At 38.0% G+C, this 26,949-nt stretch carries 27 protein-coding genes and 1 riboswitch; of the genes, 10 read left to right on the top strand and 17 right to left on the bottom strand.

Annotated elements, in window-relative coordinates; all coding sequences use genetic code 11:
• Positions 1–177: 177 nt before the first annotated feature.
• From thrC to moeA, 11 genes are all read right to left on the bottom strand, one after another.
• Positions 178–1,464, bottom strand: coding sequence for a threonine synthase (gene thrC, locus H4J50_RS01955; RefSeq protein ID WP_182254099.1), 1,287 nt, complete (start codon positions 1,462–1,464; stop codon positions 178–180).
• 60 nt (positions 1,465–1,524) lie between these two features.
• Complete coding sequence (gene thrB, locus H4J50_RS01950) at positions 1,525–2,520, bottom strand: homoserine kinase (RefSeq protein ID WP_259366134.1); 996 nt, start codon at positions 2,518–2,520, stop codon at positions 1,525–1,527.
• On the bottom strand, positions 2,502–4,958 hold the full coding sequence (gene thrA / locus H4J50_RS01945; protein ID WP_182254097.1) for a bifunctional aspartate kinase/homoserine dehydrogenase I: 2,457 nt from the start codon (positions 4,956–4,958) through the stop codon (positions 2,502–2,504). The genes thrB and thrA overlap by 19 nt, the downstream gene beginning before the upstream one ends.
• Positions 4,959–5,221: 263 nt before the next feature.
• On the bottom strand, positions 5,222–6,166 hold the full coding sequence (locus H4J50_RS01940) for a diguanylate cyclase (protein ID WP_220466077.1): 945 nt from the start codon (positions 6,164–6,166) through the stop codon (positions 5,222–5,224).
• Positions 6,167–6,168: 2 nt separating this feature from the next.
• Positions 6,169–6,777, bottom strand: coding sequence for a chemotaxis protein (locus H4J50_RS01935; RefSeq protein ID WP_108457102.1), 609 nt, complete (start codon positions 6,775–6,777; stop codon positions 6,169–6,171).
• Positions 6,774–7,139, bottom strand: a complete 366-nt coding sequence (locus H4J50_RS01930; protein WP_108457103.1) for a response regulator — start codon at positions 7,137–7,139, stop codon at positions 6,774–6,776. Before H4J50_RS01930 ends, H4J50_RS01935 begins: the two co-directional genes overlap by 4 nt.
• A gap of 664 nt (positions 7,140–7,803) precedes the next feature.
• Positions 7,804–8,532 carry a M48 family metallopeptidase gene (locus H4J50_RS01925; protein ID WP_108457104.1) on the bottom strand — a complete coding sequence of 243 codons (729 nt, stop codon included), beginning with the start codon at positions 8,530–8,532 and terminating at the stop codon, positions 7,804–7,806.
• Positions 8,533–8,627: 95 nt separating this feature from the next.
• A complete protein-coding gene (locus H4J50_RS01920) occupies positions 8,628–9,011 on the bottom strand; it encodes a YebG family protein (protein WP_108457105.1) in 384 nt (127 codons plus the stop codon).
• Between the two features lie 185 nt (positions 9,012–9,196).
• Positions 9,197–10,582 (bottom strand): ATP-dependent RNA helicase DbpA, encoded by a 1,386-nt coding sequence (dbpA, locus tag H4J50_RS01915; RefSeq protein WP_108457106.1) that lies wholly within the window; start codon positions 10,580–10,582, stop codon positions 9,197–9,199.
• Positions 10,583–10,695: 113 nt separating this feature from the next.
• The gene (locus H4J50_RS01910; protein ID WP_182254095.1) at positions 10,696–11,433 is read right to left on the bottom strand and encodes an alpha/beta fold hydrolase; all 738 of its coding nucleotides are present in this window, start codon (positions 11,431–11,433) and stop codon (positions 10,696–10,698) included.
• Positions 11,434–11,475: 42 nt separating this feature from the next.
• On the bottom strand, positions 11,476–12,711 hold the full coding sequence (gene moeA, locus H4J50_RS01905) for a molybdopterin molybdotransferase MoeA (protein WP_182254093.1): 1,236 nt from the start codon (positions 12,709–12,711) through the stop codon (positions 11,476–11,478).
• Between the two features lie 238 nt (positions 12,712–12,949).
• A riboswitch (molybdenum cofactor riboswitch) is annotated at positions 12,950–13,104 on the top strand.
• On the opposite strand from moeA, the gene moaA reads away from it, so the two are divergent.
• The 7 genes from moaA (at position 13,091) to H4J50_RS01870 (ending at position 18,690) form a co-directional block, all read left to right on the top strand.
• Positions 13,091–14,062: a GTP 3',8-cyclase MoaA gene (gene moaA, locus H4J50_RS01900; RefSeq protein WP_108457109.1), complete on the top strand. Its 972-nt coding sequence runs from the start codon at positions 13,091–13,093 to the stop codon at positions 14,060–14,062. Its footprint overlaps the riboswitch before it by 14 nt.
• Positions 14,062–14,691 (top strand): molybdenum cofactor guanylyltransferase, encoded by a 630-nt coding sequence (locus tag H4J50_RS01895; RefSeq protein ID WP_182254091.1) that lies wholly within the window; start codon positions 14,062–14,064, stop codon positions 14,689–14,691. Before moaA ends, H4J50_RS01895 begins: the two co-directional genes overlap by 1 nt.
• Positions 14,684–15,214: a molybdenum cofactor biosynthesis protein B gene (moaB, locus tag H4J50_RS01890; RefSeq protein WP_108457110.1), complete on the top strand. Its 531-nt coding sequence runs from the start codon at positions 14,684–14,686 to the stop codon at positions 15,212–15,214. The genes H4J50_RS01895 and moaB overlap by 8 nt, the downstream gene beginning before the upstream one ends.
• A gap of 22 nt (positions 15,215–15,236) precedes the next feature.
• Entirely contained in the window at positions 15,237–16,058 is an 822-nt protein-coding gene (modA, locus tag H4J50_RS01885; protein ID WP_182254089.1) for a molybdate ABC transporter substrate-binding protein, read from the top strand.
• A gap of 1 nt (position 16,059) precedes the next feature.
• Complete coding sequence (modB, locus tag H4J50_RS01880) at positions 16,060–16,767, top strand: molybdate ABC transporter permease subunit (protein ID WP_108457112.1); 708 nt, start codon at positions 16,060–16,062, stop codon at positions 16,765–16,767.
• Entirely contained in the window at positions 16,764–17,945 is a 1,182-nt protein-coding gene (gene modC, locus H4J50_RS01875; protein WP_182254087.1) for a molybdenum ABC transporter ATP-binding protein, read from the top strand. Before modB ends, modC begins: the two co-directional genes overlap by 4 nt.
• Complete coding sequence (locus tag H4J50_RS01870) at positions 17,938–18,690, top strand: HesA/MoeB/ThiF family protein (protein ID WP_182254085.1); 753 nt, start codon at positions 17,938–17,940, stop codon at positions 18,688–18,690. The genes modC and H4J50_RS01870 overlap by 8 nt, the downstream gene beginning before the upstream one ends.
• A gap of 42 nt (positions 18,691–18,732) precedes the next feature.
• Here H4J50_RS01870 and H4J50_RS01865 read toward each other — a convergent pair whose 3' ends face one another.
• A complete protein-coding gene (locus H4J50_RS01865; protein ID WP_108457115.1) occupies positions 18,733–18,954 on the bottom strand; it encodes a DUF3820 family protein in 222 nt (73 codons plus the stop codon).
• A gap of 156 nt (positions 18,955–19,110) precedes the next feature.
• Here H4J50_RS01865 and H4J50_RS01860 point away from each other — a divergent pair, with 156 nt between their 5' ends.
• Together H4J50_RS01860 and msrA are read left to right on the top strand one after the other, a co-directional pair.
• Entirely contained in the window at positions 19,111–20,232 is a 1,122-nt protein-coding gene (locus H4J50_RS01860) for a DUF3083 family protein (RefSeq protein WP_108457116.1), read from the top strand.
• A 445-nt stretch (positions 20,233–20,677) separates the two neighbouring features.
• Positions 20,678–21,238 carry a peptide-methionine (S)-S-oxide reductase MsrA gene (gene msrA, locus H4J50_RS01855; RefSeq protein ID WP_182254083.1) on the top strand — a complete coding sequence of 187 codons (561 nt, stop codon included), beginning with the start codon at positions 20,678–20,680 and terminating at the stop codon, positions 21,236–21,238.
• Positions 21,239–21,371: 133 nt separating this feature from the next.
• On the opposite strand, the gene H4J50_RS01850 is transcribed toward msrA, so the two are convergent.
• Positions 21,372–22,217, bottom strand: a complete 846-nt coding sequence (locus H4J50_RS01850) for a tetratricopeptide repeat protein (protein WP_182254081.1) — start codon at positions 22,215–22,217, stop codon at positions 21,372–21,374.
• 310 nt (positions 22,218–22,527) lie between these two features.
• Between H4J50_RS01850 and H4J50_RS01845 the strand changes: the two genes are divergently transcribed.
• Positions 22,528–23,688, top strand: a complete 1,161-nt coding sequence (locus H4J50_RS01845) for an HDOD domain-containing protein (RefSeq protein WP_182254079.1) — start codon at positions 22,528–22,530, stop codon at positions 23,686–23,688.
• A gap of 138 nt (positions 23,689–23,826) precedes the next feature.
• Here the strand turns inward: H4J50_RS01845 and H4J50_RS01840 are convergent, their stop codons facing one another.
• The 4 genes from H4J50_RS01840 to folB all read right to left on the bottom strand — a co-directional run bounded on the left by H4J50_RS01840 (position 23,827) and on the right by folB (position 26,853).
• Entirely contained in the window at positions 23,827–24,981 is a 1,155-nt protein-coding gene (locus H4J50_RS01840; protein WP_108457120.1) for an acyl-CoA dehydrogenase family protein, read from the bottom strand.
• Positions 24,982–25,172: 191 nt separating this feature from the next.
• Complete coding sequence (locus H4J50_RS01835; RefSeq protein ID WP_108457121.1) at positions 25,173–25,970, bottom strand: undecaprenyl-diphosphate phosphatase; 798 nt, start codon at positions 25,968–25,970, stop codon at positions 25,173–25,175.
• 5 nt (positions 25,971–25,975) lie between these two features.
• Positions 25,976–26,482 (bottom strand): 2-amino-4-hydroxy-6-hydroxymethyldihydropteridine diphosphokinase, encoded by a 507-nt coding sequence (folK, locus tag H4J50_RS01830; protein ID WP_182254078.1) that lies wholly within the window; start codon positions 26,480–26,482, stop codon positions 25,976–25,978.
• Entirely contained in the window at positions 26,482–26,853 is a 372-nt protein-coding gene (folB, locus tag H4J50_RS01825) for a dihydroneopterin aldolase (protein ID WP_108457123.1), read from the bottom strand. The genes folK and folB overlap by 1 nt, the downstream gene beginning before the upstream one ends.
• Between the last annotated feature and the right edge of the window lie 96 nt (positions 26,854–26,949).

Genomic DNA, 26,949 nt, shown 5'->3' with positions numbered 1-26,949 from the left:
CAATAACCCAGTTGATTAATTAAGTGTTCTACTTCTTCAAATGCAAAAGGATTAATTACAAAGTATAAAATTAGTAGATAGTTACTCCCTTTTACCACTAAAAATAAACAACCAGAGACAAAAAAGGCAGTAATCACTGCCTTTAATAAACTTGATATACGCTAAAGCGTCATGAAGTTATGCTAATAAATAAGCTCTAAGTTCTGCGAAATCAGTAGAACTTGTTGTTGAAAGAATAGTTTCACTCGCACAATCGGCAAGCTCTTTTGGTAAGCCAATAGGCTGACCTAAAGTACTTTCGACAATCTCTTTGAACTTCGCTGGATGAGCAGTACCTAAAAACACACCAAACTCAGTGTCAGTGGCATTATATTGTAATGCTCTATAAGCAACTGCCGCATGAGGTTCACTAATGTAGCCAAGTTTGGCTAACTGAATCATCGCCATTTGAGTTTGCTCTTCATCAATTGATACTGAGCTGACACAATCTTGCTCAACTAACCCTGCTTTTAACATATGCTCAACGCGTGGCCAGTTATTTGGGTTACTTACATCCATAGCGTTAGAAATAGTAGCAACCGTATCATTAGGAGTCCACTCGCCTGTTTGAAGATAGCGCGGCACCGTATCGTTGGCATTGGTTGCTGCTATAAAGCGCTTAATTGGTAAACCTAAAGCTTTAGCAAAAAGTCCTGCAGTCAGGTTACCAAAGTTACCGCTTGGAATTGAAACTACGATATCTTTTAATGCTTCATTTCCTTTTTGACGATAAAGTTGTGCTACAGCTTCAAAGTAGTAGCAAATTTGAGCCAATAAACGACTAATATTAATAGAGTTAGCTGAATTTAACCCGATAGTTTCTTTAAGCTCTTTGTCTTCAAATGACTGTTTTACCAGTGACTGACAATCGTCAAACGTGCCCTCAACAGCAATAGTTCGAATGTTGCCACCTAAGGTAGTGAACATTTTTTCCTGCAATAAACTGATTTTACCTTTTGGGTATAGAATAACGACTTCAATGTTATCAATACCATGAAATGCATGAGCTACCGCAGCACCTGTATCGCCAGAAGTTGCGGTTAAAATCGTTACTTTTTTATTCTCACTAAACGCTTGTAAACATTTAGCCATAAAGCGCGCACCAAAATCTTTAAAAGCTAGCGTTGGTCCGTGGAAAAGCTCTAATATTGCGCGCTTTTCGCTAATAGGTTGTATTTGCGCTGGAAAGTTAAAGGCATCGGTTACAATCTCAGTCAGCTGCGCTTCAGTTAAATCTTCACTGACAAACGGATAAAGCACCTTAACACTGCGCTCTACCATAGGTAACGCGAGTATGGCCTCAATATTATCAAGACGAGGTATTTCTTCTGGAAAAAATAAGCCTTGATTGCGCCCTAAACCTTGTTTTACCGCTCCAGCAAAACTGACTTTTTCATCATTCTCTTTTAAATTATAAAATTTCACACTAAATTCCTATATCGGGTTTCTTCACCTTGTTTATGACTAACAAGATGAACTAATAACTCACTCAGGTAAACTCACTGCACCTTGAGTATCAGCTTGGCAAATATGAACAAATCCTTCACTTTTGCCCGATGCTGATGTTTGTAAATAATTTTCGTTTAACCAGTTTGCAAACTCTTTCGCTTTCTCTTCATCGTCAGTTACGCAAAAAAGTGTTGGGCCTGAACCAGAAATACCCACAGCTAAACAACCTTCTTGTGTTAAATAACTTGCCGAATCGCTATAGCCTGGCAAAATTGATTTACGATAAGGTTCTGCAACAATGTCAGTTAACACAGAAAATGCTTGGTTTTTATCACCACGATGACAAGCATCAACAAATGTTGCTAAATTCTGTCCAAAACTAATTAAGTCGGCACGAGAGTATGATGCGGGTAAAATCTCTCTGGCTGCCTTTGTTGAAACTTCAATGCCTGGATATGCCATCACAAAGTAACAATCATCAAATTGCGGTAAGTTGCGAGTAATTATATCTGGGTTTGGCACCATTAACTGCATCCCCCCTAAAAAACAAGGGGCAACATTGTCATAGTGTAGACTACCACTAATTTGCGCTTCCATTTGACCCATCATTTTTAACAAAGCTTGCTCTGAAAAACTGAACTGATGGTATTTTTCATAAAAGGCATTTAAACCAGCAATAGCCGCTACTACAGAGCATGCACTAGAGCCTAACCCGCTACCTACAGGCATGCGCTTATCTAACGTAATTTTTACTTCGGCAATGGTTTGTTCATTAACTAACAATTCTTTGTTAAACAAAAGCAAACAATGCCAAACTATATTTTGCTTTACGTCGCTAGGCAGTTTATTAGCAAAGGCACCTATAACTTCAATTTGATCGCCGTCATTACTATGTGTAACCGTTACAACATCACCAAGTAATGTACCATCAACAGGTTTAACCGCTAACCCTAAAACATCAAAACCGACATTTACGTTGCCAATGGATGCGGGTGCAAATACAGAAACACTCATTAGTGCTGTTGCTCCCATGCTAAGGTTCTTAATACATCACCAAAAACACCTGCCGCCGTTACTGCAGCGCCGGCACCATAACCACGTAAAACAAACGGAAGTGGCTGATAATAACGACTATGAACAGCTAGAGCATTCTCACCATCTTTTATGCTATATAATGGATGGTCTGCGCTAACAGCTTCAATAGAAACCTGACATTTCCCATCGACAATATTACCAATATACCTGAGTACCTTGCCTTCGGTTTTAGCTGCAGCAATACGCTCTGCAAATGCCTTATCTAGCGATGGTAAATTATTCATAAAGGTCGCTACATCGCCACTAGCATCAAATGAAGACGCTAGGACAGGTTCAATTTCAATATCAGATAACTCTAAAGGCATGCCAGCTTCACGCGCCATGATCAGTAGTTTGCGAGCAACATCCATACCGCTAAGATCATCTCGTGGATCGGGTTCCGTGAAACCTTGTTCTTTGGCTAACGTTGTAGCTTGAGATAATGTCATGCCTTCATCAAGCTTACCAAATATATAAGATAAAGAACCTGATAAAACCCCCTCAAAACGCACAAGTTCATCACCCGCTTTTAACAAGTTTTGTAATGTGTCGATAACTGGTAAGCCTGCACCGACTGTTGTTTCATATAAGAATCGACGATTAGTTTTTTGAGCTGCTGTTCGAAGTGCCTGATAATAAGCCCAAGAATCTGTATTAGCTTTCTTGTTTGGTGTTACAACATTAAAGCCTGCTTCTAAATAATCAACATATTGCAAAGCAAGTGCTTCGTTGGAAGTACAATCAACTAATACCGGGTTTATTAAATGATTTTCTCGTACAAACTGTTTAAGATTTTCAACCGTAACAGGTACCGCTTTCGCGCCTAAGTTTGCTTGCCAATTCGCAACGTCGATGCCTTCACTATTAAACACCATACCTTTACTATTAGCTAAACCGTAAACCTTAAGTGCTATATTATCGGCGATCAGTTTTTCTTGTTGACGCGCAATTTGAGCTAATAGCTCGCTGCCAACAACACCACAACCAACTAAAAACACATCAATTGTTGGTTTATGAGAAAAGAAGTTTTGGTGGCTAACTTTCATTGCATCGGTACATTTTCTGCTTTCAATAACGACCGAAATGCTGCGCTCTGACGAGTCTTGAGCGATAGCAACAACATTCACACGTGCTTGTGCTAATGAACCGAAAAATTTAGCTGCAACGCCTTGTTGGTGATGCATACCGTCGCCAACTAACGAAACAATAGATAATTCATGTGTAAGTGAGAGTGGCTCTAACAAACCGTTTAGCAATTCTAATTCAAATTCTTCTTGAAGGCTTTGTTCGGCTTTATCTGAATCAGCTGAATAAATACAGAAACTAATACAATACTCACTTGATGATTGGCTGATTAAAATTAATGAGATATTTTCTCGACTCATGGTTGCAAAAACGCGGCTTGCCATACCAACCATGCCTTTCATACCAGGACCCGAAACATTAACCATGGTTAAGTCATCTAGGTTTGAAATGGCTTTAACACGTTTTTGTTGATCATTTTCATTTGCAATCAAAGTACCTGGTGCTTCAGGGTTACCCGTGTTTTTAATTAAACAAGGGATATGGTGCTGAGCGATAGGACCGATAGTTTTAGGGTGTAAAACACTTGCGCCAAAGTAAGATAACTCCATGGCTTCTTGATAAGATAAATAATCTAATAATTGCGCTTCTTTTATCAAACGAGGGTCAGCATTATATACGCCATCAACATCTGTCCATATTTCGCAATACTCGGCTTCACTACATACAGCGAGAACAGCGGCAGAATAGTCTGAACCATTACGACCTAAAGTTGTAACATTACCAAGACTGTCGACACCGATAAAACCTGGCATAAGCGCAATAGCATTGAGATCGCTATAATTATGTTGGAATCTCTCTTTACATAACACTAAGTCTGCTACGGCATTCATCGCAACATCATTGGTGCGCAAGAATTTTTCTGGTTCTATGACACTAACGTCAATGGCATCAACTGCGAGCACTGACTCTAACAATGCAACACTTAAACGCTCACCAATACTAATAATACGAGCACGAACATGCTCAGGACAAAATGACAACAATGTTGCGCCATGTAAGTATCGGCTTAACTGATGTTCCCAAGTGGCGAGTGTTTGCTCACAGTGTTGCGGGCAAAAGCTAGGTAATGTTGCGGATAAATCTTGGATAATGTTTTCAATTGCGTGTTTAAAGTGCAATAAGTCACTTTTCAACTTTTCTTCATTAGAAATGTTTTCTGCCATTGCCACTAAGTGATTGGTTACACCTTGTGGCGCAGAAACAACTATTGCAAGACGAGACGACTGGCTTTTGTTTTTGATGATGTTCGCTACTTCAATAAAGCGCTGGCCTGAAGCCAAAGACGAACCACCAAATTTTAATACACGCATTTTTACCCCTTTAAACCCTAAAAGCAAAAAAGCCCGTAACCTAAATGGTCACGGGCTTTATAAAATTGTTAAATTCTACACGTCAGCCGATGACCACCATCCCGGTGAGGGTGGTAATGGTGTTAATAATAATATCGCGACTAAGTAAAATATTCATGGGTATAAAGTGCCTGATATGGTTTTTTCTGTCAACTGCTTTTTATGAATAAAAAAAACTAATATATGTATAAAAGTTAGGAAGAATGAATATTTGCTGGAAATATTCAGGAAATAATGCGTTCTTTAGCCAAACAAACTTGGTTTCTACCTAAGTTTTTCGCTTTATATAAGGCAATATCTGCACGACTGATGATGTCTTCATAACGAGTGTCGTATTCATCCATTACAGCAACGCCTATACTAACAGTGGCATTAATGTTTTTGTCTTGATACTCAATAGCATTACTTGCTATGGCTTTACGTATACGCTCGGCAACATCATTTGCGCCGGTTAGCCCTGTGTTGGGTAAAATAACAGCAAACTCTTCACCGCCATAACGGCCAAATAGATCACCCATGCGTAATAATCCATTAATCACTTCAGCGATATCAATTAACACCTTATCGCCACCTTGATGACCATAAGTATCATTTAACAGTTTAAACTGATCTAAATCTAACATTACCAAAGCGAGATCTTGTTTGTAACGTTGAGCACGAGAAAATTCGGCGGCTAAACATTCTTCCCAATGCTTTCGATTAAAAGCTTGGGTCAACCCGTCTATGCGATTAGATAAAGCTAACTCTTGTAATACTTTGTTTAATTGAGTTTGGTAATGACAAACATCAGTTACATCTTCAATTAAAATGCAAATACGCTCAACCTCTCCTTTAACCTCTATAGGTAAAAAAGTGCAGTTTTGCGCCATAAAATCACTATCGGTTGTTATCGGACGAGAATGAGAAAGCTCAAATAGATGATGACGTTGTTCCCAACCACAAAAAGATTGGTTTTTTAACTGTAGTACACTTGAGAGCTTACGCTCAAACCACTTCTTAGGTAGTTCAGGAAAAACAGTAAAAATACTTTTACCAATAACTTGCTTGTCGCTTTTATTGGCATGCACTTCTAAAAATCGATTCCACATAAGGATCTTAAAATTATTATCTAAAATTAAAATCCCGGTATTTAAGCGATTTGAAAGATCACCGCAAAGTTCATTCAACATTGTTAAAAGTCTGCCAATATACGGTCAATAACAGCTTTAATATTGTTAATAGCTTCTTCAGGTATAAGTAATACCATGTCACAATTAAATGAGTAGTCTGTTACTTGATAACTAATTTTAACTTTTAGAGCAAAATCCCAGTTAAATGACTGCTGTTGAATGTGCTCATTTACTTTAGTTAAGTTTGTCGATAAGAGTCTAGGTGCGCTATACGACATTTGGTTATCTATTTGGCTGGCAAATACATTCAAAAATGTAGTAGTTAAGATAGAACTTAAATCAATCATTTGCTCATCAAATGAAAGTTCATCAGCTTCATAACCGAGTAAGTCAGCTAACCGATTTGAATCAAGCGGTTGATACATCAGCAATGCTTCACCACGAATACCTTCATAGCCAAAAAAACCTTGGCTAACAATTGCCGTTGCTTTTAAGTCATGATTAAGGCTATCGAATAAGTGTTCTGATCGAACTTGCTCAATGCTGGGTACTTTTAAATATACAAAGGTATCTAAATAGCGAGCGAGTTGATCGCTCGCTTGTCCCATGGCGACATTAATCAACTCTTGTAAACAGTCGTGTTGATCCTCAGTTAAGTCAAATGCATTCATAGGAAACCGTGATTACTTAAATGTTCATTTAATGTATCTAATTCTATAGGTTTACGCAAAAATGCTTTTGCACCTAGCGATAATACGCGGCTTTGCATTTCAGGTTGAACATCAGCCGAAATCACAAAAACCGGTAAATTAATCCCTTCATCTTTCATTGCCTGTAATACGCCGAGACCGTCAATAACTGGCATAGTCAAATCGAGAAAAAGAATGTCAATATTTTGATTACGTAAAATATCAAGCGCTTCTTGCCCGTCTTTGGCTAATTGCACATCTGTAGATAGGTTTTCTGGAAGGCTTCTAAGTACTTGCTTTCTGGCTAAGTTAGAGTCATCACAAATAAGAACATTTGTACTCATTTGGCGCGATTCCTTAATTATTTTTTTTATTAACGCCTAATTTACATTAAATTTACTCTGCTGTTAATTGAAAATGCGAATAAAGGCGACATTTTTATTCAACTTGCTTGTTGAAAAGTATGCGCCCACTACATATCTTAACCTGTCCTACCGCTAACAAATCAAAATAGTAGCTCAAGTTATCTCACCAAATTTAGCGCATTGGTTACTGATATAAACTGTCGCTCTTATTTTATACAAGTTTGATTATTGAGATTAAACATTTCATTTCATAGCTTTAGCTGCTTTCCTTATGCAAAAACCCACTTTTAGAAAGTAGGAAAGCGACCACAACAACCTCACTTATTTCCTTACAAGTTTATTATTAATTCAATAAACGTAACTGACAAAACAGCAGACACTAGATAAATGCATAATGCCTTCCAACTGTAGTGTGTTAATTTCATATTCATCCCCTTGTTACCAATACTATCAATGGTTATTTACAAACGTTGATGTAATTGGATATTAATCATTATTTTTATTATTTTTTTAAATCACCAGAAGCACTTTTTAACCAGCAGATCTTGTGCCAACTAATTTAATTAAAAGCGGTAGTTCATAAAATGATGAAGGGGGTTATAGCGATGTGATTCTAGCAAGGGTTATTAGAAGATTAAAACAACTACAACCACTTCAGATGAGGTTGATTTTTTTGCATCCAGTTTTTGGCACTTTTATATTCGGGGCAATACACGGCAACTAATTGCCAAAATTTTGTCGAATGATTCATATGTTTAATGTGACATAGCTCATGAATAATTACATAGTCAACTACCCAAGTTGGTAGCATTTTCAATAAATAATTAAAACTCAATTCACTACGACTATTGCAACTGCCCCAGCGCGCTTTATATTTTCTAACCTTAAAAGATGATGCATGCAGTGACATTTTTTCTGAAAACAAGACAATATTTTGTGCTAAATATGCCTCTATTCGAGCTTTAAACCAAGCTTCTATTTGCGACTTAATTTTCAACACGGCTGCTTCTGAATACATATCGCAAGTATCATAACGCGCATTAATAACAACCGTTAAACTTTGCTCATGCGGATCATGAATAACATCAGAACGTCCATAGGTAATAATAATACTATGCGGTAAACCATCGATATATATTGATGGCTTTTGGTCAGTATTATCACGGCTGAACTGTTCACTAAATGAAGGGTTTAATAGGGTGTTTTGCTGTTGCTCAGCCACTTTTTCATTTAGCCACTGCAACTTCGATTGGATCAAGCTTTCAACATAGGCTGTTTTTACAAATTTGGGTGCTCTAACAATAATTTGAGCATTTCTAACTTGTAAGGCAATTGTTTTTCTACGTTCACTGCGTATTAACTGATATTCCAAAACACCACCATTAGTCTAGTTTAGCTAGGTAATAAACAAGCTTCATAGGTTAAGCAAGTTTTTACTTCAGTTAATGACGCTCGCCCATTTGCCTATTATGCTGCAGTTTTAGCTTTGGCTTTTGCTTTGGTACTTGTTGCTTTAGCCTTTTTTACTGTCTCAGTTGCTTGTGCTTCAACAACCTCTTCTACTGGCTCATCTTTTAGCTTACTCGAGCTAGTTGATGCTGCTTTGTTAGACACTACTTTAGCTTTCTTAGCTTGTAAGGCAACGAGTACATCATCTCTATTTTGTGCTAAATACACACAAAGCTCTTCACGGATACTTTCAGAAAGCTCGACAGGCGCATGTTCAAACATTTCAGATAAACTGTCTGCCATATCAAGCATTTTATCATATTCATCTGCGGCTTTTTTATCCATGAACGTTTCTACCTCCACACCTTGTCTTATGACGACAAATCGACTTTCAACTGCCATTGTTATCCCTTAATTAACTATTTATTACCAAACTCACGTTATTGCTAAAATGTATTTGCAGTAAGCGCAAACACTTCAACAACAACTGTACATATCATCAGTATCATACCTTTATTTTCTAAAATTGCCAGATAATGTTATCTGACAATTCAACTTTATATAGGTAAATCGCACGTACATTCAAATTACTTTAATTCGCGTACTCTAAATGTGCGGCCTTTTAATTTGCCATGGGTTAACTTGTTTAACGCTTTTCTCGCCACCATTTTTTCAACAGCAACGTAAGCCCAGTTTGGCCCTAATTGAATTTTACCGACTTGCTCAAATGTAATACCATTTTCACTGGTGAGTGCGCCAACAATATCGCCAGGTCTAACTTTTTGTTTTTTCCCGCCATCTATCTGTATCGTCGCCATTTTTGCTGTGAAAACGCTGTGTTCTAGCACTTCATTGCTCGGTAATTCTTCGCCTTCAATGGTGCGCTCTAAATAATCTTCTAGTAAGCCAATTTTATATCTGTCTTTGTTACTAAACAAAGTAAAGGCATAGCCAGTACTGCCTGCTCTACCTGTACGACCAATACGATGAATATGAACTTCAGTGTCATGCGCAAGGTTATAATTAAATACCGCGTCAAGCGCTTCAATGTCTAAGCCGCGCGCAGCTACATCGGTTGCAACCAATATTGAAGCACTTTTGTTAGCAAAACGTACTAAAGTTTGATCTCTGTCTTTTTGCTCTAAATCGCCATGCAATGCAACCACACCAAAACCGTAAGCGGCCAATTTGTTTGCAACATTCTGGGTTTCAATTTTGGTATTACAGAATATTACACTCGACTCAGGCTTGTGTGTTAATAACAATAACCGAATAGCTAATAAGCGGTCTTCATCGTTTTCCACTTGATAAAAGTGTTGTGAAATAGTGCTATTTTCGTGATTCGACTCTACTTTTATGACTGCCGGTGTTTGCAAATATTTATTAGCAATTTTTTGAATTTGATCTGGAAACGTCGCGCTAAATAATAAGGTTTGACGTTGCTGAGGAATTTTATCAATAATGTTATCTAATGCTGCTTGAAAGCCCATATCGAGCATACGATCAGCTTCATCTAAAACCAGTGTATCAACATGGTCCAACGATAAAGTGCCTCGACCTAAGTGATCTTCAATTCTGCCGGGCGTGCCAACAATAATGTGAGCCCCGTGTTCCAATGAACCCACTTGCGGACCAAAAGGTGTACCACCACAAAGCGTTAACACTTTAATGTTATGAACGGCCCGAGCTAATTTTCTAATTTCTTTTGCTACTTGGTCGGCTAATTCACGCGTAGGGCAAAGTACTAAGGTTTGAATTCTAAACTTTTTAACTTGTAGTTTATTCAATAAACCAAGACCAAATGCTGCCGTTTTACCTGAACCCGTTTTACCTTGAGCAATAACGTCTTGCCCCGCTAAAATAGCCGGCAAGCTCTTAGCTTGTATCTCTGTCATCTCGTGGTAACCCAGTGATGAAAGGTTTTCTAAAATTGCAGATTGCAAGGTAAGTGATGAAAATTTGCTGTCGCTCAACGTAAAAGTCCTAACTTAAAAATAATTGCCGCTATTTTACACGCTTTCACTCAAGCAAGCACAGCTTTACGCAATTAAATTATTGGCGCTATTTAAGACGATGAAAAGTAGCATTAACTCATCAATATATGGATGATTTTTGTTGCTAAAACTTGAGGCGATTCTAAAGGTAGCATATGACCCGTATTAGCGATTTCATGTATCAATACATTTTCTTCAATTTTAAACACTTGTGCTAATTCTTTTCTAAACGATACAAGCTCAACTAAGTTATCTTCATCTCCAACAAGAAATGTTATCGGTAAGGTTAAATTTGCCAATAAAGACAATAAATTAGGTCTTAGCAGCGAGACACTTATTTGATGCAATAAGACATTTACACCAAGCGCTTGATCCATCTCGACAATCGTTTGTTTGATATGCTGATAACGCGGCAAACTTAATTGCTTAATTTTCGGGTGCAGCAGATCATCAATGCGTTTATGTGGAATGCCTGAGTAACCGCGTTGCTTAATCCAGTCAACGGTGCGTTTACGTTGTTTAATTTCAGCTTCTGGCAGATTTTTCGGACAATTAGAAACGATTAATAAGTGCTGAAGTTTGTGAGCCAACTTTAACGCTATAGCACTTGCTATATAACCGCCGAGCGAAAACCCGACTAATATCGCGTTTTTTTCAATAATTTTATGAGCTAATGCGTCAACTACCTCATCCATAGTGCCTGAGTTTGGGATCACTAAGTGGATGAGTTGAAGATCCTCATTACATTGTTCTCGCAGCAACTGCCATACAGGCAGCCACAATTGTTGATTGCACATAGTGCCTGGAATAAAATAAATGGTTTTTGACAAACCTAAACCCTACTTAAGTTTCAATTTATTGTCGGTATATATTTAGCTAAAAAAACGCTCAAACAAACGGATGTTGACTGTTTCATTCGCTTTCACCCGACCTTGATCTGCAGGTAAAACAATATAACAATTTGCAGAAGCAATACTGGTTAATATGCCTGACCCTTGATTTCCCGTGCTTGTTACCATTAATTCACCTTGCTGGTTATAAGATAAAACACCACGTTGAAAATCCATTCGCCCTGGTGATTTTCTTAAGTCAGTAACCGTTTTAGCGGATAAGGTAATTGCAGGTGCCGCATGGTAATTTTGGAGCTTCATTAGCGCTGGCATTGCCAGTAAATCGGCAGTAACCATGGCAGACACTGGGTTGCCCGGTAAACCAAAAAAAATACTGTTGGGTAATGTACCAAAAGCAAAAGGCTTGCCGGGTTTCATGGCTATTTTCCAAAAAGCTATTTCACCTATTTGTTCAAGTACTAGCTTGGTGTAATCGGCATCGCCTACCGAAACACCACCGGAGGAAATAACAGCATCAGCCTGAGCATCAGCTTGCATAAAAGCCTCTCTAATTGCATTTTCATCATCGCCAATCACACCAAAATTAATCACATTAACATTGAGATTTTTAAGCATTGCCGCTAACGCATAGCTATTACTTTCAAATATGTCGCCGCTTTGCAGAGGTTGTCCTAAAGCTTTTAATTCATCGCCAGTAGCAATCAGTGCAACATTAATTTTTCGAAACACATTAAGTTCATTAATGCCAAGTGATGCTAATACGCCAATATCAATTGCCGATAAGCGTCGTCCTTTGGTAAAAACAACCTGCCCTTGGTCAATATCTTCACCCATTAATCGAACATGGTCGCCAATATGACGTGGCGCTAGAAAAAGTATATTTTCAGCATCTGCCTGACAGTTTTCTTGCATTTCAACAGTATCGCAATCAACAGGAATTTTAGCGCCGGTCATAATGCGAATGCACTCACCTGTACCGCACTTGCCTTCAAAAGGTTGACCGGCCATCGAACGACCAACCAATTTCAAACATTGCTCATTAAGTAAACTTTTATGGGCAAATGCATAGCCGTCCATCGCAGAGTTATTATGCGGTGGAACATTAATTGGGCTGCTGATATTGCTTGATAAAACTCGACCTAGTGCATCAGTAAGTGTGATATTTTCAACATCGCTTATTGGCTTAATAGCCGCAAGCATAGTGTCTAGTGCTTGCTCAAAAGGCATTAATCCGGGTGCAGAACAACAATCAACCATAGTAAACTCTTCCAATTCTTTAATTTTATTAATATTTATAAATCGATTTCTAGTCGAACAAAAATGAGCGATGGACTAACCGAACTAGAATAAATCTAATTTAACCTAAACTAATTTAATACGGCACGTTAACAATATTAATCATATTAGTGAACGCTATTTAGCATAACCAAGGTCTTTATCTGTTATATTGATTAGAATCATACTATGCTAGCTTTGTATGATATAAAATATTCATTCATTTATTATTCGCCGAGCTCTCTTAGCTACACCTGATTATTATTCAGGCATGCTATTTTAGCCGTAAACCAAGTTCTAAACTTGAGTTTGCCAGGGTTAACAAGGAAACTTGTTTACCTCCCGACTTTGGAAAGGTGACATGTTAACAGACAACTTCGGCCGCAAGTTTTATTACTTGCGCCTATCGATCACTGACGTTTGTAATTTTCGTTGTAGCTATTGCTTGCCTGATGGTTATAAATGCGATCACGACAGACAATTTTTAACCCTACCTGAAATAACACGTTTAGCTTCAGCATTTTCTGCTATGGGCACAGAAAAAATTCGAATTACTGGCGGTGAACCCTCACTGCGTAAAGACCTGCCTGAAATAATTGCAAAATGTAAACAAACGCCTGGCATTAAGAAAGTAGCCATTACGACTAATGGCTACAAACTGCCTGAGCATTTACCTGCTTGGTTAGATGCAGGTATTGATGCCATAAATATCAGTATTGACAGTTTAGACCCTAGACAATTCCATGCAATTACTGGCCACGACAAGCTTGATCATATCCTCAAAGGTATTGATATGGCGATTGATGCTGGCAATGTAGCCATCAAAATAAACACGGTTTTAATGCGTGAATATAATGGTTACGACATTGCAAGTTACTTAGCTTGGTTAAAAGATAAACCGGTCACATTACGCTTTATTGAATTAATGCAAACAGGTGATAATAAAGAATTTTTCGATGCACAACATGTTCAAGGTTCGCGCATAAAGCAGAACTTAATCTTAGACGGTTGGTTACCGGTTATTAATGATAAAACCGCAGGACCAGCGCAAGAGTTTTATCACCCAGATTATGCCGGTAAAATAGGCTTGATCATGCCTTACTCAAAAGACTTTTGTAATACTTGTAACCGTTTACGCATAAGTTCGTTAGGTAAATTGCATTTATGTTTATTTACCGAGCAAGGTTTATCGTTAAAAGACTATTTACAAACCGATGATGTTGAGCCGTTAAAAGCTGCGATTACCCAGATGCTAACCGACAAAAAACAAACTCACTTTTTACATGAAAAACTTACCGGTGCGACAAAAAACCTTGCGATGTTGGGCGGTTAATGACTTTATTCCAATCATGCTTAGGAGTCGTTTTAGCGGGGGGGAAGTCTTCCCGCATGGGGCAAAATAAAGCCGGTTTGCTGCGCGATAATCAAGACATGCTCAGTTATAGTAAATCGCTGCTTAACGCTGCTGGTAGTTCGCAGGTCGTTGTTAGTGGCGGTGAACACGGCGTTGACGATCTTCTAGCTGATATGGGACCTCTAGGTGGCATTCAAAGTATTATTGAACAATTTAAACCTCAAGCACTGTTAATTTTACCGGTTGATTTACCGTTAATGACCTCAAATGAACTTTTAGCATTAAAACAAGCAGGCGAATTAAGCCAACGCGCTTGTTACTTTACGGATAATTACTTGCCCTTATATTTACCGGTAAATGCTTTTGTTGAACAGTTTTTTCAACAATCACTGTCTCGAACTTACTCTCAAGGTAAGTCGCAAGTAGCATCAAAATCAGCTAATAATAAACGTAATTTATCTGGGCCTTCAGTTCGAAGTTTACTCACGCAAATTCCGCATAGGGAAATAACGCCTAAAAATAGCCAATGTTTATTCAACACCAATACGCCTGAGCAATGGCAACAGGCAAAGCAACTTTTATCTTTACAAAGGAAATCTCATGTCTAGTAATTCCCCTATCCATTGTGGCGATGGTTTCGTGCCATTAAATATTGCAGTGTTAACCGTTTCAGATACCCGAGAAGAACACAACGACACCTCAGGCCAAGCATTGGTTGAGCGCTTACAAGGTGCAGGTCATAAGTTAGCAGCGAAAGAAATTTCAAAAGACGATGTATACCAATTACGCTCAATTGTTTCTCAATGGATTGCCCGTGACGATATACAAGTGATATTAACCACAGGCGGCACAGGTTTTACTGCACGAGACAATACACCTGAAGCACTGTTGCCTTTATTTGATAAAAACATTGAAGGCTTTGGTGAAGTATTTAGAGCAATATCGCTTGACGAAATTGGCACCTCAACCGTGCAATCTCGTGCCTTTGGCGGCATGGCAAATAGTACCGTTATATTGTCTGTACCGGGGTCAACAAATGCCTGTAAAACAGCTTGGGATAAATTAATAGTTGAGCAATTAGACGCCAGTCATCGCCCATGTAACTTTGTTCCGCATTTAAAGTTTACGTAACGCATTTTTATAGAAAGTACACATGTCCGAGCTCATATCTAGATTTACGTTTAAGCTTTTAATAAAAACTCGCCTGCTATTGGTGGCTTGTTTTACTTTGTGTGCCCAGCAAACATTCGCTGTAACACTACAAGAGCAAGCTCGGCCTTTTCGTATTGCTGTTGCTGCTAATTTTGCGCCAGCACTTGAAATACTCTTAGCTGACTTACCCCATAGAGAGCAGATTGATTTACAAATTATCAGCGCGGCGACTGGCACGCTATATTTGCAAATAAAGCACGGCGCTCCTTTTGATTTGTTTTTATCTGCCGATACCACGCGCCCAGAGCTGCTTGAACAATCGCATCTGATCGTAGCAAATAGCCGAAAAACTTATGCTTTTGGGCAAATTGCTTTATGGTCGGCAACCCAACCTATAAGTGATTTAAGTGAACTAATGCACTATTCAGGTAAGTTAGCTATTGCCAACCCTGACACCGCACCTTATGGCATGGCAGCACAACAAGCGCTCACGCATTTGTCTTTGTGGTCGAAAATTAGTCGTAACTTAATTACTGGTATTAACATCAATCAAACTTTTCAACAGGTTCGCAGTCAAGCGGTGCCTTTAGGTATAGTAGCCAATAGCCAATTAGTGATGAATGATCACAAAGGTATTATTATTCCTGCGAGTTATTACCAACCTATTGCTCAGCAATTAGTGATTATTAAATCTAGTCCTCAAGTTGAACTTGCAACACAAATAAGTGCTTTTCTTCTGCAAGCAAGTAGTCAACAAACATTACAAAAACTGGGTTATTTAGCCCTTGAATCATCAAGCAAAATGAATAAGGTCACGCAATAACATGACGGATATTTCAGCTGATATTCTCGCCCTTGTCACCACCTTAAAAATGGCGGCTGTTACTACCGTTATACTACTGCTTTTAGGTACGCCACTCGCATGGTATTTGGCAAAGTGGCAAAGTCGATTTAAAGTATTTTTTGAAGCCGTTGTTGCTCTGCCGCTAGTATTGCCACCAACTGTATTAGGGTTTTATTTACTGTTGGCGTTTTCTCCTACATCATTACCTGGAGAATTATGGCAAAGCGCCACTGGCAGTCAACTTGCTTTCAGTTTTAGTGCGATTGTTATCGGCTCGGTGCTATATTCCTTGCCATTTGTTGTACAGCCATTACAAAAAGCTTTTGAACAATTAGGCGATCATCATCTTGAAGCTGCCGCTATGTTAGGCGCTGGGCCAATAGATAGATTTTTTAGTATTGTTTTTCCACTTACTAAGGCCAGTTTTATTACCGCAACCGTTTTAGGCTTTGCACATACGGTAGGCGAATTTGGCGTAGTATTGATGATTGGCGGTAATATTCCAGGCGAAACAAGGGTGTTATCCATCGCATTATTCGACCATGTAGAAGCGTTTAATTACACCAATGCCCATATACTTTCTTCAGGGTTATTAGTTGCTTCGTTGATACTGTTATCTTTAGTTTATTTACTGGGGAATAACCTAAGTAAAAGCTTGAACAGTAAACAACGAGTCGTTAAGTCATGAGTAAGATACTAACGCCTGAGCGAACGCCTCAACATAAGATCAGCACTTCTACCCTAACAGTAGACTTTTCTTTGGCATTTAACAGTTTTGAAACAGTGATTAAGCAAAAGATTAGTATCGATAATATTACCGGTATCTATGGTGATTCAGGCTCAGGAAAATCGACTTTATTACGGGTAATTGCTGGTCTTGAAAAACAAGCAAAAGGCCACGTTTCGTTAAATAATATGACGTTACAAAATAGTGACGAACATTGTTTTATTAAAGCAGAAAAAAGACATATCGGCTTAGTATTTCAAGACAGTCGTTTATTTCCACATTTAAACGTTTATGAGAACTTAGCTTATGGCGCTAAGCGACTTAAAAACCGTAAATTAACCATTGAAGAAGTTTTGACATTAACCCAGTTAACGCAATTACAACACCACAGTGTTACGCAACTTTCTGGCGGTGAAAAACAAAGAGTGTCAATTGCTCGAGCTTTATTAGCAGAGCCTAAATTACTATTATTAGACGAACCTTTTAGTGCCTTAGACAAAACGACTAAATCGCAAATGCTGACTTTTTTAAAAACCATTCAACAACAACTTCAATTACCCATGCTATATGTCAGTCACAGTTTGAGTGAATTACAGAGTATTGCCGAGCAATTAGTCGTAGTGTCAGCAGGAAAAATTAGCCAAGTAGCCCCTATTCATCAAGCAATCCACGACTTAAATAGCCGCGGTGAATCTAGTCCTAAAACAAGCTTGTCGTTAGCTATTGCTGAGCATTTGCCTGATTACGGCCTAACTCGCCTTTTACTACCCGCAACACAGAACGATAAACACAGCATATATTTACCGCTACTTGCGCAAAGTATCGAGCAAAAAAGTGAACAAAGCTTAATAGGCCAACAACTGCGCTGTATCATCTATGCAAGAGATATTAGTATCTGCCTAACAGCGCCTGAGCACAGTTCAATTGTTAATCATTTACCTGCAACAATTACCGCTATTCAACACAATAAAACCAATGCGTTAATTACATTAGAATGTGCTGAACAAGCCTTTTATGCGCAAATTAGTTTATGGTCAGCAACTCGAATGGCGCTATCGGAAAAAATGGCGGTATACATTCAGTTTAAAGCCAATGCTGTACATAGTTATCATTATACAGGGCCAATTCCCCATGCTTAGTGCAAACGAACAATTACGTTTTAGTCGTCAAACTATGTTAAAAGGTATTGGCGAGCAAGGTCAGCAAGCCCTAAAAAATGCCAGTGTTTTAATTATTGGTGTTGGCGGTTTGGGTAACCCAGTAAGTGTTTATTTAAACGCTGCAGGCATTGGTAATATCTATCTGGCTGATGGTGACAGTATTGACATTAGTAACCTACACCGACAAATACTGTTTGATGAAAACGACATTGGCAAAAATAAAGCCGACAATGCCGCCGAAAAACTACAGCAACTTAATAGCAGTAATAACATTGAAGTGCTCGATGAAATGCTCGACGCTGAGTTAGCCGACTACTATTTCCCCCTTGTCGACTTAGTGCTTGATTGTACTGATAACATCACTACGCGTTATTTAATCAATCAAAAATGTATTGAACATAAAAAGCCGTTAATTATTGGCGCAGCAACCGGTTTTGACGGACAACATATGTTTGTAAATCCAAACATACCCGACAGTGCATGTTATCAATGCTTATTTCCAGCCGACAAAAAAGCACCTGATAATAATTGTCAAACTTTAGGGATATTAGGACCAATTCTCGCCATTATCGGCGGTATGCAAGCCTTGCAAGCCATTAAGTTTTTAACCGGCCATACGGTCGCAACCAATCAATTAAATATTTTCGATGGCTTGAATAATTCATGGCAACAATTTACCTTAACAAAACAGAAAAAATGCCCCGTTTGCTCAACAAAAAATTAATACCGCGATTTTTTGTATTTAAATTTACTATAATTTAATCGCTTAACTTCGCAATAAGGGTCTTAACATATCTTCTAAGCCATTAAGTTTTACTTCATAAATAAGTGCCAACTGCTCGCCAAGTTTTCCTTCAGGTAAACCCTTAGCATGAAACCAAACCAAATATGGCTCAGGTAATTGTAGTAACTTTCGGCCGCTGTACTTTCCGAATGGCATGATCTGATTTATTGCAGCAACTAGCTCTGCTTTATCCTCTATCGACATATATTTCGTCTGCTCAAGCGAGCCTCCAAATGTTATTTACTATTTCAGTTTCGCTGATTCATTGACATAAAAATGTCACATCTACGGCTTATAATCCAACTCATATTTAATGAATCGGTATCAATGTGGTACCTAAAATTGAGACAAGGAATTGTGATGTCAATAGTTAGGAAACGTAACGCTGCAGCAAAAGCTTATATACCGGCAAGTTCGCGCGACAATCAGTATATCTTGGCTGAATTTGCTTTAACAGATCAACTGCTTGCAGAGTTACCCATACAAATAGCTAAAGATGGCAGCAGCAATTATTATGACTGTTATCAAACGCTAGCGAAAATATTATTTACCCTAAGTAACGAAAGCGAGATTAAAAACAGCATACTGGTCGCCAACAATAAATTGGTCAGAGTGCGTTATAGCCAAGAAATGCATCAATGGCAAACAAAGCAGCAAATCATCTTCTATTACGATCCAAATCAGCATGTATTACAAAACTCCTTCTTTGATGCCAATATTAGAACAAAAAAAATAACCTTAGTATTTTTAGCGTCAGGAACAGATATCAGGCTTGGTGCTGCCGCTTTTCATCAACGCGTAAAAGCTTTACTGAAAAAATTTGCTCAGCAAATAAAACTCCCGCTCAAAGAAATACGTATGCGCGACCACCAACACTTAACCTATGACATTTTTGCTAAAAACAAAGGCTGCAATACAAGTACGGCACATAAATTCAGGCCTATCGGCCAAAGGTATGCAAGTGAAAATGTTGCTCTAGCTGAAAATACAGCGTCTATCACTTATGCCATTATCGACTTAACACTCGATCATAGAATTTCTCAATTAGTAGATATTGATCCCACAGCCAAAGATCCCTACAACCCAATATACACTTACTTAACCGATACTTTTTCTTTAGTCGCAAAACGTTTTAACTTAAATAATGGCGCCCTGATTGCGAACGGATTAGTCCCTATTGTGCGACACAGTTTGCATGATTTAGTATCCAAAGTTGGAGAATTGCAAATGTTAGGCTACAACCCAAACCAAAGTCCTTGTGGCATTGTTAGCCGATGGCAAGCAGCTGAATTGGTTGATAATGTACAGTTTGTCTTTGTTGCCCATTCTGAGAATGGTGAAGAGCAAAACTATGCGAAATTTGTTAATCAAATAGAGCAAGCCATGCGCCTATTAGCTACAGAATTAGAGCTTCCCACTGAAAAAGATGAATTAACCTTACGCTTTCATCAACATGTTGCTTTTAACTTAACCTCAGATTAGCCCCTTTGTGGTGTATGTAATGAGCCTAGTGTTTATTAAAAAGCACTAGGCCAACTTCAACAGCACTTTACTTTGACTCGTTTTTTAAATCAGACTTACTTTTTAATTAGACTTTTTTAATCAGTGACGAAGGCATTAAATTGCCAGAGTATTTTCACCTTCTCTCTTAAAACACGCAACGAAACTTTGTGATTTAATATGCTAATCATAAAGCTTATTACTCCCTATTTTTTTATGAATATCTCTCACTTCAATACTTTATTAAGTAACTTATCAATTATCCTATTTTTTAGCGGCTAGTATTTAAAATTAGTGAATAAAACATATAGACATCTAAACGTCTGAGTGCTATCTTTTACAAAAGTTAAATATATAGACGTCTAAACGTCTCATGTATTAACAAAATGATTTATTTCACCAAGAAAATTTTCCGAGGATTAGATAAATGAGCATCGAAACAATAACATTAGGCGCAGGCTGTTTTTGGTGTATTGAAAATATTTTTGCTCGCATAAAAGGCGTTGATTTAGTAAAAAGTGGTTATGCCGATGGCGACATTATCAATCCAAGCTATGAGCAGGTTTGCAGCGGTACTAGTAATCACGCAGAAGTGGTGCAAATCAACTTTTATCCAGAGCTATTAAGTGTAGAGCAAATTTTAACGGTATTTTTTGCTATACATGATCCTACAACGATCAATCGCCAAGGTGATGACATTGGTAGTCAATATCGCTCAACTATTTTGTTCCATAACCCAGTTCAGCAAGAAATAGCGATAGCGCGAATTGCTGAGTTAACTGATGAAAAAGCCTTTGATCAACCTATAGTTACCTCTGTAAAAGCCGCCAATAATTTTTATAGTGCAGAAAGTTACCATCAAGACTATTTTACTAACAACCCTGAAAACAAATACTGCCAGTTAGTGGTTGCGAAAAAGATACAAAAATTTTTACATGAGTTTTCTTATTTATTAAAAGATGAAAACTTAATAGCTCAAGCGAGTTAATAGCAACGACTTTACAAATTACGCCCCCTCTTTAGCAAACATGATGAATAAAAAAACGCATAACAATAAATTGTTATGCGTTTTTTTGAGCATTATTAACTTTATTTACCTAACTTAAATAAACACCTGAGTGTTAATACATTAAGGTGTATAGCTTACGTCTGTATTTTGTTGCTAGCGCATCACCATCTGGCAATGATTTCAGCACATCTAACAATAAATCTTTACTGGTCATATCTGCGCCATCTTTTTGTACTAATAAAAACAGTATCGACAACGCTTCATCATTACGATTAACTTGGCTGTATTGCGCAGCTAGTTTTTGCTGTAATTCAATATTATCCGGATCGTTTTGTAATTGTTGCTCAAGCGCTTGAATTTCAGGAGAATCTGCCGCTTGATTCGCAAGCTCCAACTTCGCCACTAACGATTTATAATCGCTATCTTGATCAATCATTTTTATGCTATTGAGCAAAATTTCTGCTTCTTCGACTTTACCTGTTTGAATATAAACATTGGCCAATACTAACTTAATATCAGCGCGTTCATTGTCGAGTTGGTAAGCTTGGCTAATAACAGGCAATGCCTCAGCAATTTTATTTTCTGCTACTAACTCATTTGCTTGAGCTAATAAAGAGTCTTGCTCTTTTGGTAAATATTTCGCCAAAAATTCACTAATACTTTCATCAGTTTGTGGTCCAGTCAACCCATCAAGCGGTTGACCGTCTTGTACTAAAATAGCGGTGGGTAAACCTTGAATACCAAACTGTTGAGCAATTTGCCCTTGAGTTTCACAGTCAACCGTTGCATACAAAATAGTATCGCCAACATGGGTTAATGCTATAGCTAATTTATCTCGCAATTCAACACTTTCTGGTATTTGCTGAGCCCAAAAATCAACCAGTACAAGTTTAGTTTTTGATTCTTCGAGAATAACTTGCTGAAAATTTTCTAAGGTAATCGCAATAGAATTTGCCATTAATGCAGTTCCAATAATAAAGACATATATTTTTAAGTGGGGTCAAACCCTAAAGATGCAAGCAAATGTGCTAAATATTTATTGTAAGCACAGACTATAAATAAGTGCGCGTAACAGCTGTATGATTAAAACCTAAGTTTATAAGTTTTATCATGCGGCTCTACACTTGCTCTTAAACTATTTTAAACAGCTTAGCTAATAATGTTATCGAGGTTACCGCAAAGTCAAATAAGTGACGTGTATTACATTTGACCTTAATACTTAATAAGTTCATAATTTATAGGAATTTTATTATTAAATAAGCCGTAAAATGTCATTAGAAATGTTTGTTATAGTTATCGTCATTGTTACCTCTCTTTTATGGTATTTAAAACGAGGAAAAGGCAATAGAAGAATTAGTCGCACTCAAAATATTGTCGCTAAACGAAGTCAATCACCAGCAGCTAACATACGTAGCATATCATCTCCCATTCAGATGCCAGTACGCCTTATTCCAGAGGAAAATAGTGGGGTAAATAACTTAGCGCATAATTCAAATGACTTTTTGAATTTTACATTACTGCCTTTTGATATTCTTAATCGTAAGCAGCAACAAAATATTAATGAAATGAGTCAATGCTGCCGCCAGCCAAACCCCTTATTGTTAAGTTTAACCAAAAGCGAGCTTGAAGCTAAAGAGCTAATCACTCTGATCAAATCAGATGCAGAAATGACTGCCAAAATACTTAACACGGTTAACTCCTCACTTTTTTCTTTGCAACAACCCATTGAAAGTATTCATCATGCTATTGTATTTATGGGCGCAACCGCAGTAAGAAATATCGCTATACAATTTATTTTACAACAAAGTTTGTCATTCAAAGACGAAGCGCAAGCGGCTGCTTATAAGAAAATATGGGTCTCAAGCTATCTCGCAAGTTCTTTAGTATTTTTACTCGCTAAACATTTAGACAAAGAGAATGCCGCTGAATTATCTACCTTGTGCCTGCTAATGAGCTTGGGCGATATGACAATGCTCTCTTACAAGCCATCAATAGCCAGTACTTACTTAAATCAAACGTCATTGTTTGAAAGAGTACAAAATGGACAAATAACATTAGATGTAAACTCATCGGTAATAGGTAAGGCTTTAGCAGAGCAATGGCAATTGCCCAAGTCGATTGTTGACGGAATTGGTAACAGCCTAATCCCTTTAGTGAATAACAAACTCATCAGTGCTATGCCGCTTGAAGAAGCTCAAAATACTTTGCTTTGCTATTTATCTTGTCGACTAGGTGATTTAATTGCATTTGAAGAGGTTAGAGATATTTTTCAGAGTGAAAACAATGGTCTTGATGCATTAAGCAGCGTAGATTTCATGTATGTGCAAACAAATATAGAACAGCTAGGTCTAGAAAAAATTAGCCAATTATTCCAAGATCCAAGCTTTGTAAATAAAGCTAAGCGACTCATTGCTCAAATTGGCGCTTAGGTCTTATAATTTTTACTCATTCAGTTTTGTATATTAGTTTTATATTCAGTTATTATCTAACGCTCTTTCCCACGCTTAGTTTTCAAGCGTTGTAGGCAGGTTCAGAGCGTTTAACTTTTATTCAGCAGCGACAATAATTTAAACGTTTTGCAATAATTCGCGGGCTATAATCACTTTCTGAATTTCACTGGTACCTTCATATATCGAAGTTACACGCACATCACGCGCCATACGCTCAAGTGGGTATTCTTTTACATAACCTGCCCCACCCATTAACTGTAAAGCATCGTAACAGGCTTTATTGGCATTTTCTGTAGCAAATAATTTCGCCATTGACGCTGCCATACCAAAGGGCTGACCTTGGTCTTTAGTATATGCCGCTTGCATCAGTAACAATCGCGCAGCTTCCATTTCGGTATAGCGCTCTGCTAACTTCCACTGTAACCCTTGAAAGTTTGAAAGTGATTGACCAAATTGCTTACGATCTACAATATACGCTTTCGCATAATCGAGCGCGGCAAGTCCCACACCTAATGCTAATGAACCAATACCAATTCTACCACCTGCAAGCTCTCCAACAGCGACGCCAAAACCTTTATTTTCTGCGCCCATCATCGCCGATGCAGGCACACGACAATTATTAAAGTGCACTTCATTGGTCGGTGATGCTTTTTGTCCCATCTTTTCTTCTGCTTTGCCAATGGTGATACCGTCGGTGCTCGCTTCAACGATAAAACACGAAATACCTTTACCTTTTTTAGCGGCAGGATCGGTAACCGCCCAAACAACAAAAACATCAGCAAACGAACCACTGGTTATATAAAGCTTACTGCCATTAATAATATAGTCATCGCCATCTTTAACCGCTTGTGTTTTCATGCCCGCAGGGTCTGATCCTGCCGTAGCTTCAGTTAAACAAAAACCACCGGCGCGATATTCACCGCTACAAATTTTTGGCAAATATTTATTTTTCTGTTCTTCATTACCTACCGCTTGAATAACTTCTGCCACCATATTGGTTACCGATGTTGTTACCGCGGTTGAGGCACAAGCACGTGCTATTTCAGTAATGGCTAAGCTAAAAGCGACGGTTCCTGCTTCAACACCACCATATTCAGCTTTGATATTTAGCCCCATAAAACCTAACTCATTAAGTTTAGCTAAGTTTTTCAAAAACAATGCTTGATCCGTTGTTTCATCAAGCTTTGCTGCTACAGGTGCTAATTCACTATCGGCAAACTTTCTTGCCATATCTTGAATCATTATTTGTTCTTCAGTTAAAGACAAATCCATCAAAATTCTCACTTGTTATTAGTTTAATATTAGACTCTACTTTTTAAAGCTAGCGTTAATATTAATAAGACTAATGTAATAATACGTTTGCTATAGCTACAAAGTTTAGATTAGTTCTAATGCACTACTTTATAGATTTATAGCAAAAACGCGCCAAAGCGCGTTTTTTATTTATCATATTGTAACAACGTTTACAGTACAAACCAAAGCAGACCAGCACCCAAAACTAAGCGATAGATTACAAATGGCATCATGCCTATTTTATTCACCATGATAAGGAAATAATGAATACACGCATATGCACTCACAAATGCTAAAGCACTCCCTAACCCCATAGCTGCCCAATCAACACTACCAGCTTCTAGAATTAGCTTTAGAGTTAAATAGCTACCTGCCATGGCAATCGCAGGAATTGATAATAGAAAAGAAAAGCGCGCTGCATTTTCACGGCTTAAGCCTAACATTAAGCCGATAGTCATAGTGATACCCGAGCGAGATGTACCTGGAATTAAAGCGATTGCTTGAGCCAAACCAATAAGCATAGCGCCTTTAAAACCTAAATTTTCAATGGTTTTATTTTGTTTAGCTTTAAAGTCTGCAAAGCCAAGTAAAAAACCAAACAATAATGTAGTAGCCGCAATCACAAGAGCACTGCGTAAGTGTTCTTCAATGAAGTCTTTACCCAATAACCCAAACAAGCCTGCTGGAATAGTGGCAAATATAATCCACCAAGCTAACTTGCCATCAAAATTATCTCGTTCGCCTTTCAACGTACCAAACCAAGCAACAGCCATGCTGCCAACTTCTTTTCGAAAATAAAGCACTACCGCTAATAAAGTACCAACATGTACAGCAACATCAAATGCTAAGCCTTGATCTTTCCAGCCTAAAACAGCTGACGGTAGAATTAAGTGTGCTGAACTAGAAATAGGTAAAAACTCGGTTAAACCTTGGATTAACGCTAAAATAAAAACTTCTACTGTACTCATAAAACTTATATTCCCTTATTTTTTTCGGCCCAAACTAAAGGCACTACTTTTAACTGTTGAAGACTTTTATCGTATTGCTGCCATAACTCACGATAACACTGCCCAATAATAGGGTGAACTAGCTGCCCCGCGATTTCCGCCAGTGGCCATAATACGAAGGCATTTTTATTGATTTCTTCACGAGGTATTTGTGCAGGCGCATTAGCAATAACATTATCATAAAGTAATAAGTCTAAATCTAACGTACGCGGACTAAACTTTTTAGCGTCTTGGCTTCGGCCATTAGCAAACTCTATTTTGCGTAATATCGCGGCAACCTCATCTAAGCTGTACTGTGTTTCAACACCAACGACCATATTGTAAAATGCTTTTCCGGCAAAACCAACAGCTTCACTTTCAAATAACGAAGACAGTGTAAGTACACCAAAAGTATCGCTTAGAGCATTAAGTCCTTGTTCTATATGATGTTGGCGGTTAATGTTACTGCCAAGTGAAATATAAATTTCAGCCATTACATTATTTGATCAAGTTTCTGTGAAACACGCTCTATCTCAACACCTACTGTAGTGGCATTATGCACGGCATTTGGTTTCATTAATTTTAATCGTAACCAAGGAATTTGATAATTAGCGATAAGAAACTCAGCAATTCGTTCGGCAAGCGTTTCAATTAAATCAACGGGATTAGCGTTCGCGAACTCGACTATTGCTTCAGAGATTGCGGCATAATCAAGTGTTTTAGATAATTCGTCATTTTTTGCAGCTTCAGCCGTATTCCAACCCATCGCTAAATCTATAACAAGTGTTTGTTTAATTTCTTTTTCCCATGCGTAAAAACCAATGGTTGTTTGAAAGGTTAACCCTTCAATATAGACTTTATCCACACTCAAACCTTATTTATCTAATGGCGTTTCATGAGATAGTACAAACAATCGCCATAACTTACTTTACAAAATAAATGGCGAGTTTACCTGTGCAGG

This window comes from Colwellia sp. 6M3, from assembly GCF_014077595.1.
In the GTDB taxonomy this organism is placed as follows: Bacteria; Pseudomonadota; Gammaproteobacteria; order Enterobacterales; family Alteromonadaceae; genus Cognaticolwellia.
Note: the sequence above shows the minus strand (reverse complement) of the source record. Positions and strands in the feature narration are given on the sequence as shown.

Bases quoted from the DNA above. Each gene is read 5' to 3' on its own strand.
- thrB (WP_259366134.1), bottom strand. From the start codon at position 2,520: ATGGGAGCAACAGCACTAATGAGTGTTTCTGTATTTGCACCCGCATCC.
- thrA (WP_182254097.1), bottom strand. From the start codon at position 4,958: ATGCGTGTATTAAAATTTGGTGGTTCGTCTTTGGCTTCAGGCCAGCGC.
- H4J50_RS01940 (WP_220466077.1), bottom strand. From the start codon at position 6,166: ATGTTGAATGAACTTTGCGGTGATCTTTCAAATCGCTTAAATACCGGG.
- H4J50_RS01935 (WP_108457102.1), bottom strand. From the start codon at position 6,777: ATGAATGCATTTGACTTAACTGAGGATCAACACGACTGTTTACAAGAG.
- H4J50_RS01930 (WP_108457103.1), bottom strand. From the start codon at position 7,139: ATGAGTACAAATGTTCTTATTTGTGATGACTCTAACTTAGCCAGAAAG.
- H4J50_RS01920 (WP_108457105.1), bottom strand. From the start codon at position 9,011: ATGGCAGTTGAAAGTCGATTTGTCGTCATAAGACAAGGTGTGGAGGTA.
- moeA (WP_182254093.1), bottom strand. From the start codon at position 12,711: ATGGTTGATTGTTGTTCTGCACCCGGATTAATGCCTTTTGAGCAAGCA.
- moaA (WP_108457109.1), top strand. From the start codon at position 13,091: ATGTTAACAGACAACTTCGGCCGCAAGTTTTATTACTTGCGCCTATCG.
- H4J50_RS01895 (WP_182254091.1), top strand. From the start codon at position 14,062: ATGACTTTATTCCAATCATGCTTAGGAGTCGTTTTAGCGGGGGGGAAG.
- moaB (WP_108457110.1), top strand. From the start codon at position 14,684: ATGTCTAGTAATTCCCCTATCCATTGTGGCGATGGTTTCGTGCCATTA.
- modA (WP_182254089.1), top strand. From the start codon at position 15,237: ATGTCCGAGCTCATATCTAGATTTACGTTTAAGCTTTTAATAAAAACT.
- modB (WP_108457112.1), top strand. From the start codon at position 16,060: ATGACGGATATTTCAGCTGATATTCTCGCCCTTGTCACCACCTTAAAA.
- modC (WP_182254087.1), top strand. From the start codon at position 16,764: ATGAGTAAGATACTAACGCCTGAGCGAACGCCTCAACATAAGATCAGC.
- H4J50_RS01870 (WP_182254085.1), top strand. From the start codon at position 17,938: ATGCTTAGTGCAAACGAACAATTACGTTTTAGTCGTCAAACTATGTTA.
- H4J50_RS01865 (WP_108457115.1), bottom strand. From the start codon at position 18,954: ATGTCGATAGAGGATAAAGCAGAGCTAGTTGCTGCAATAAATCAGATC.
- H4J50_RS01860 (WP_108457116.1), top strand. From the start codon at position 19,111: ATGTCAATAGTTAGGAAACGTAACGCTGCAGCAAAAGCTTATATACCG.
- msrA (WP_182254083.1), top strand. From the start codon at position 20,678: ATGAGCATCGAAACAATAACATTAGGCGCAGGCTGTTTTTGGTGTATT.
- H4J50_RS01850 (WP_182254081.1), bottom strand. From the start codon at position 22,217: ATGGCAAATTCTATTGCGATTACCTTAGAAAATTTTCAGCAAGTTATT.
- H4J50_RS01845 (WP_182254079.1), top strand. From the start codon at position 22,528: ATGTCATTAGAAATGTTTGTTATAGTTATCGTCATTGTTACCTCTCTT.
- H4J50_RS01840 (WP_108457120.1), bottom strand. From the start codon at position 24,981: ATGGATTTGTCTTTAACTGAAGAACAAATAATGATTCAAGATATGGCA.
- H4J50_RS01835 (WP_108457121.1), bottom strand. From the start codon at position 25,970: ATGAGTACAGTAGAAGTTTTTATTTTAGCGTTAATCCAAGGTTTAACC.
- folK (WP_182254078.1), bottom strand. From the start codon at position 26,482: ATGGCTGAAATTTATATTTCACTTGGCAGTAACATTAACCGCCAACAT.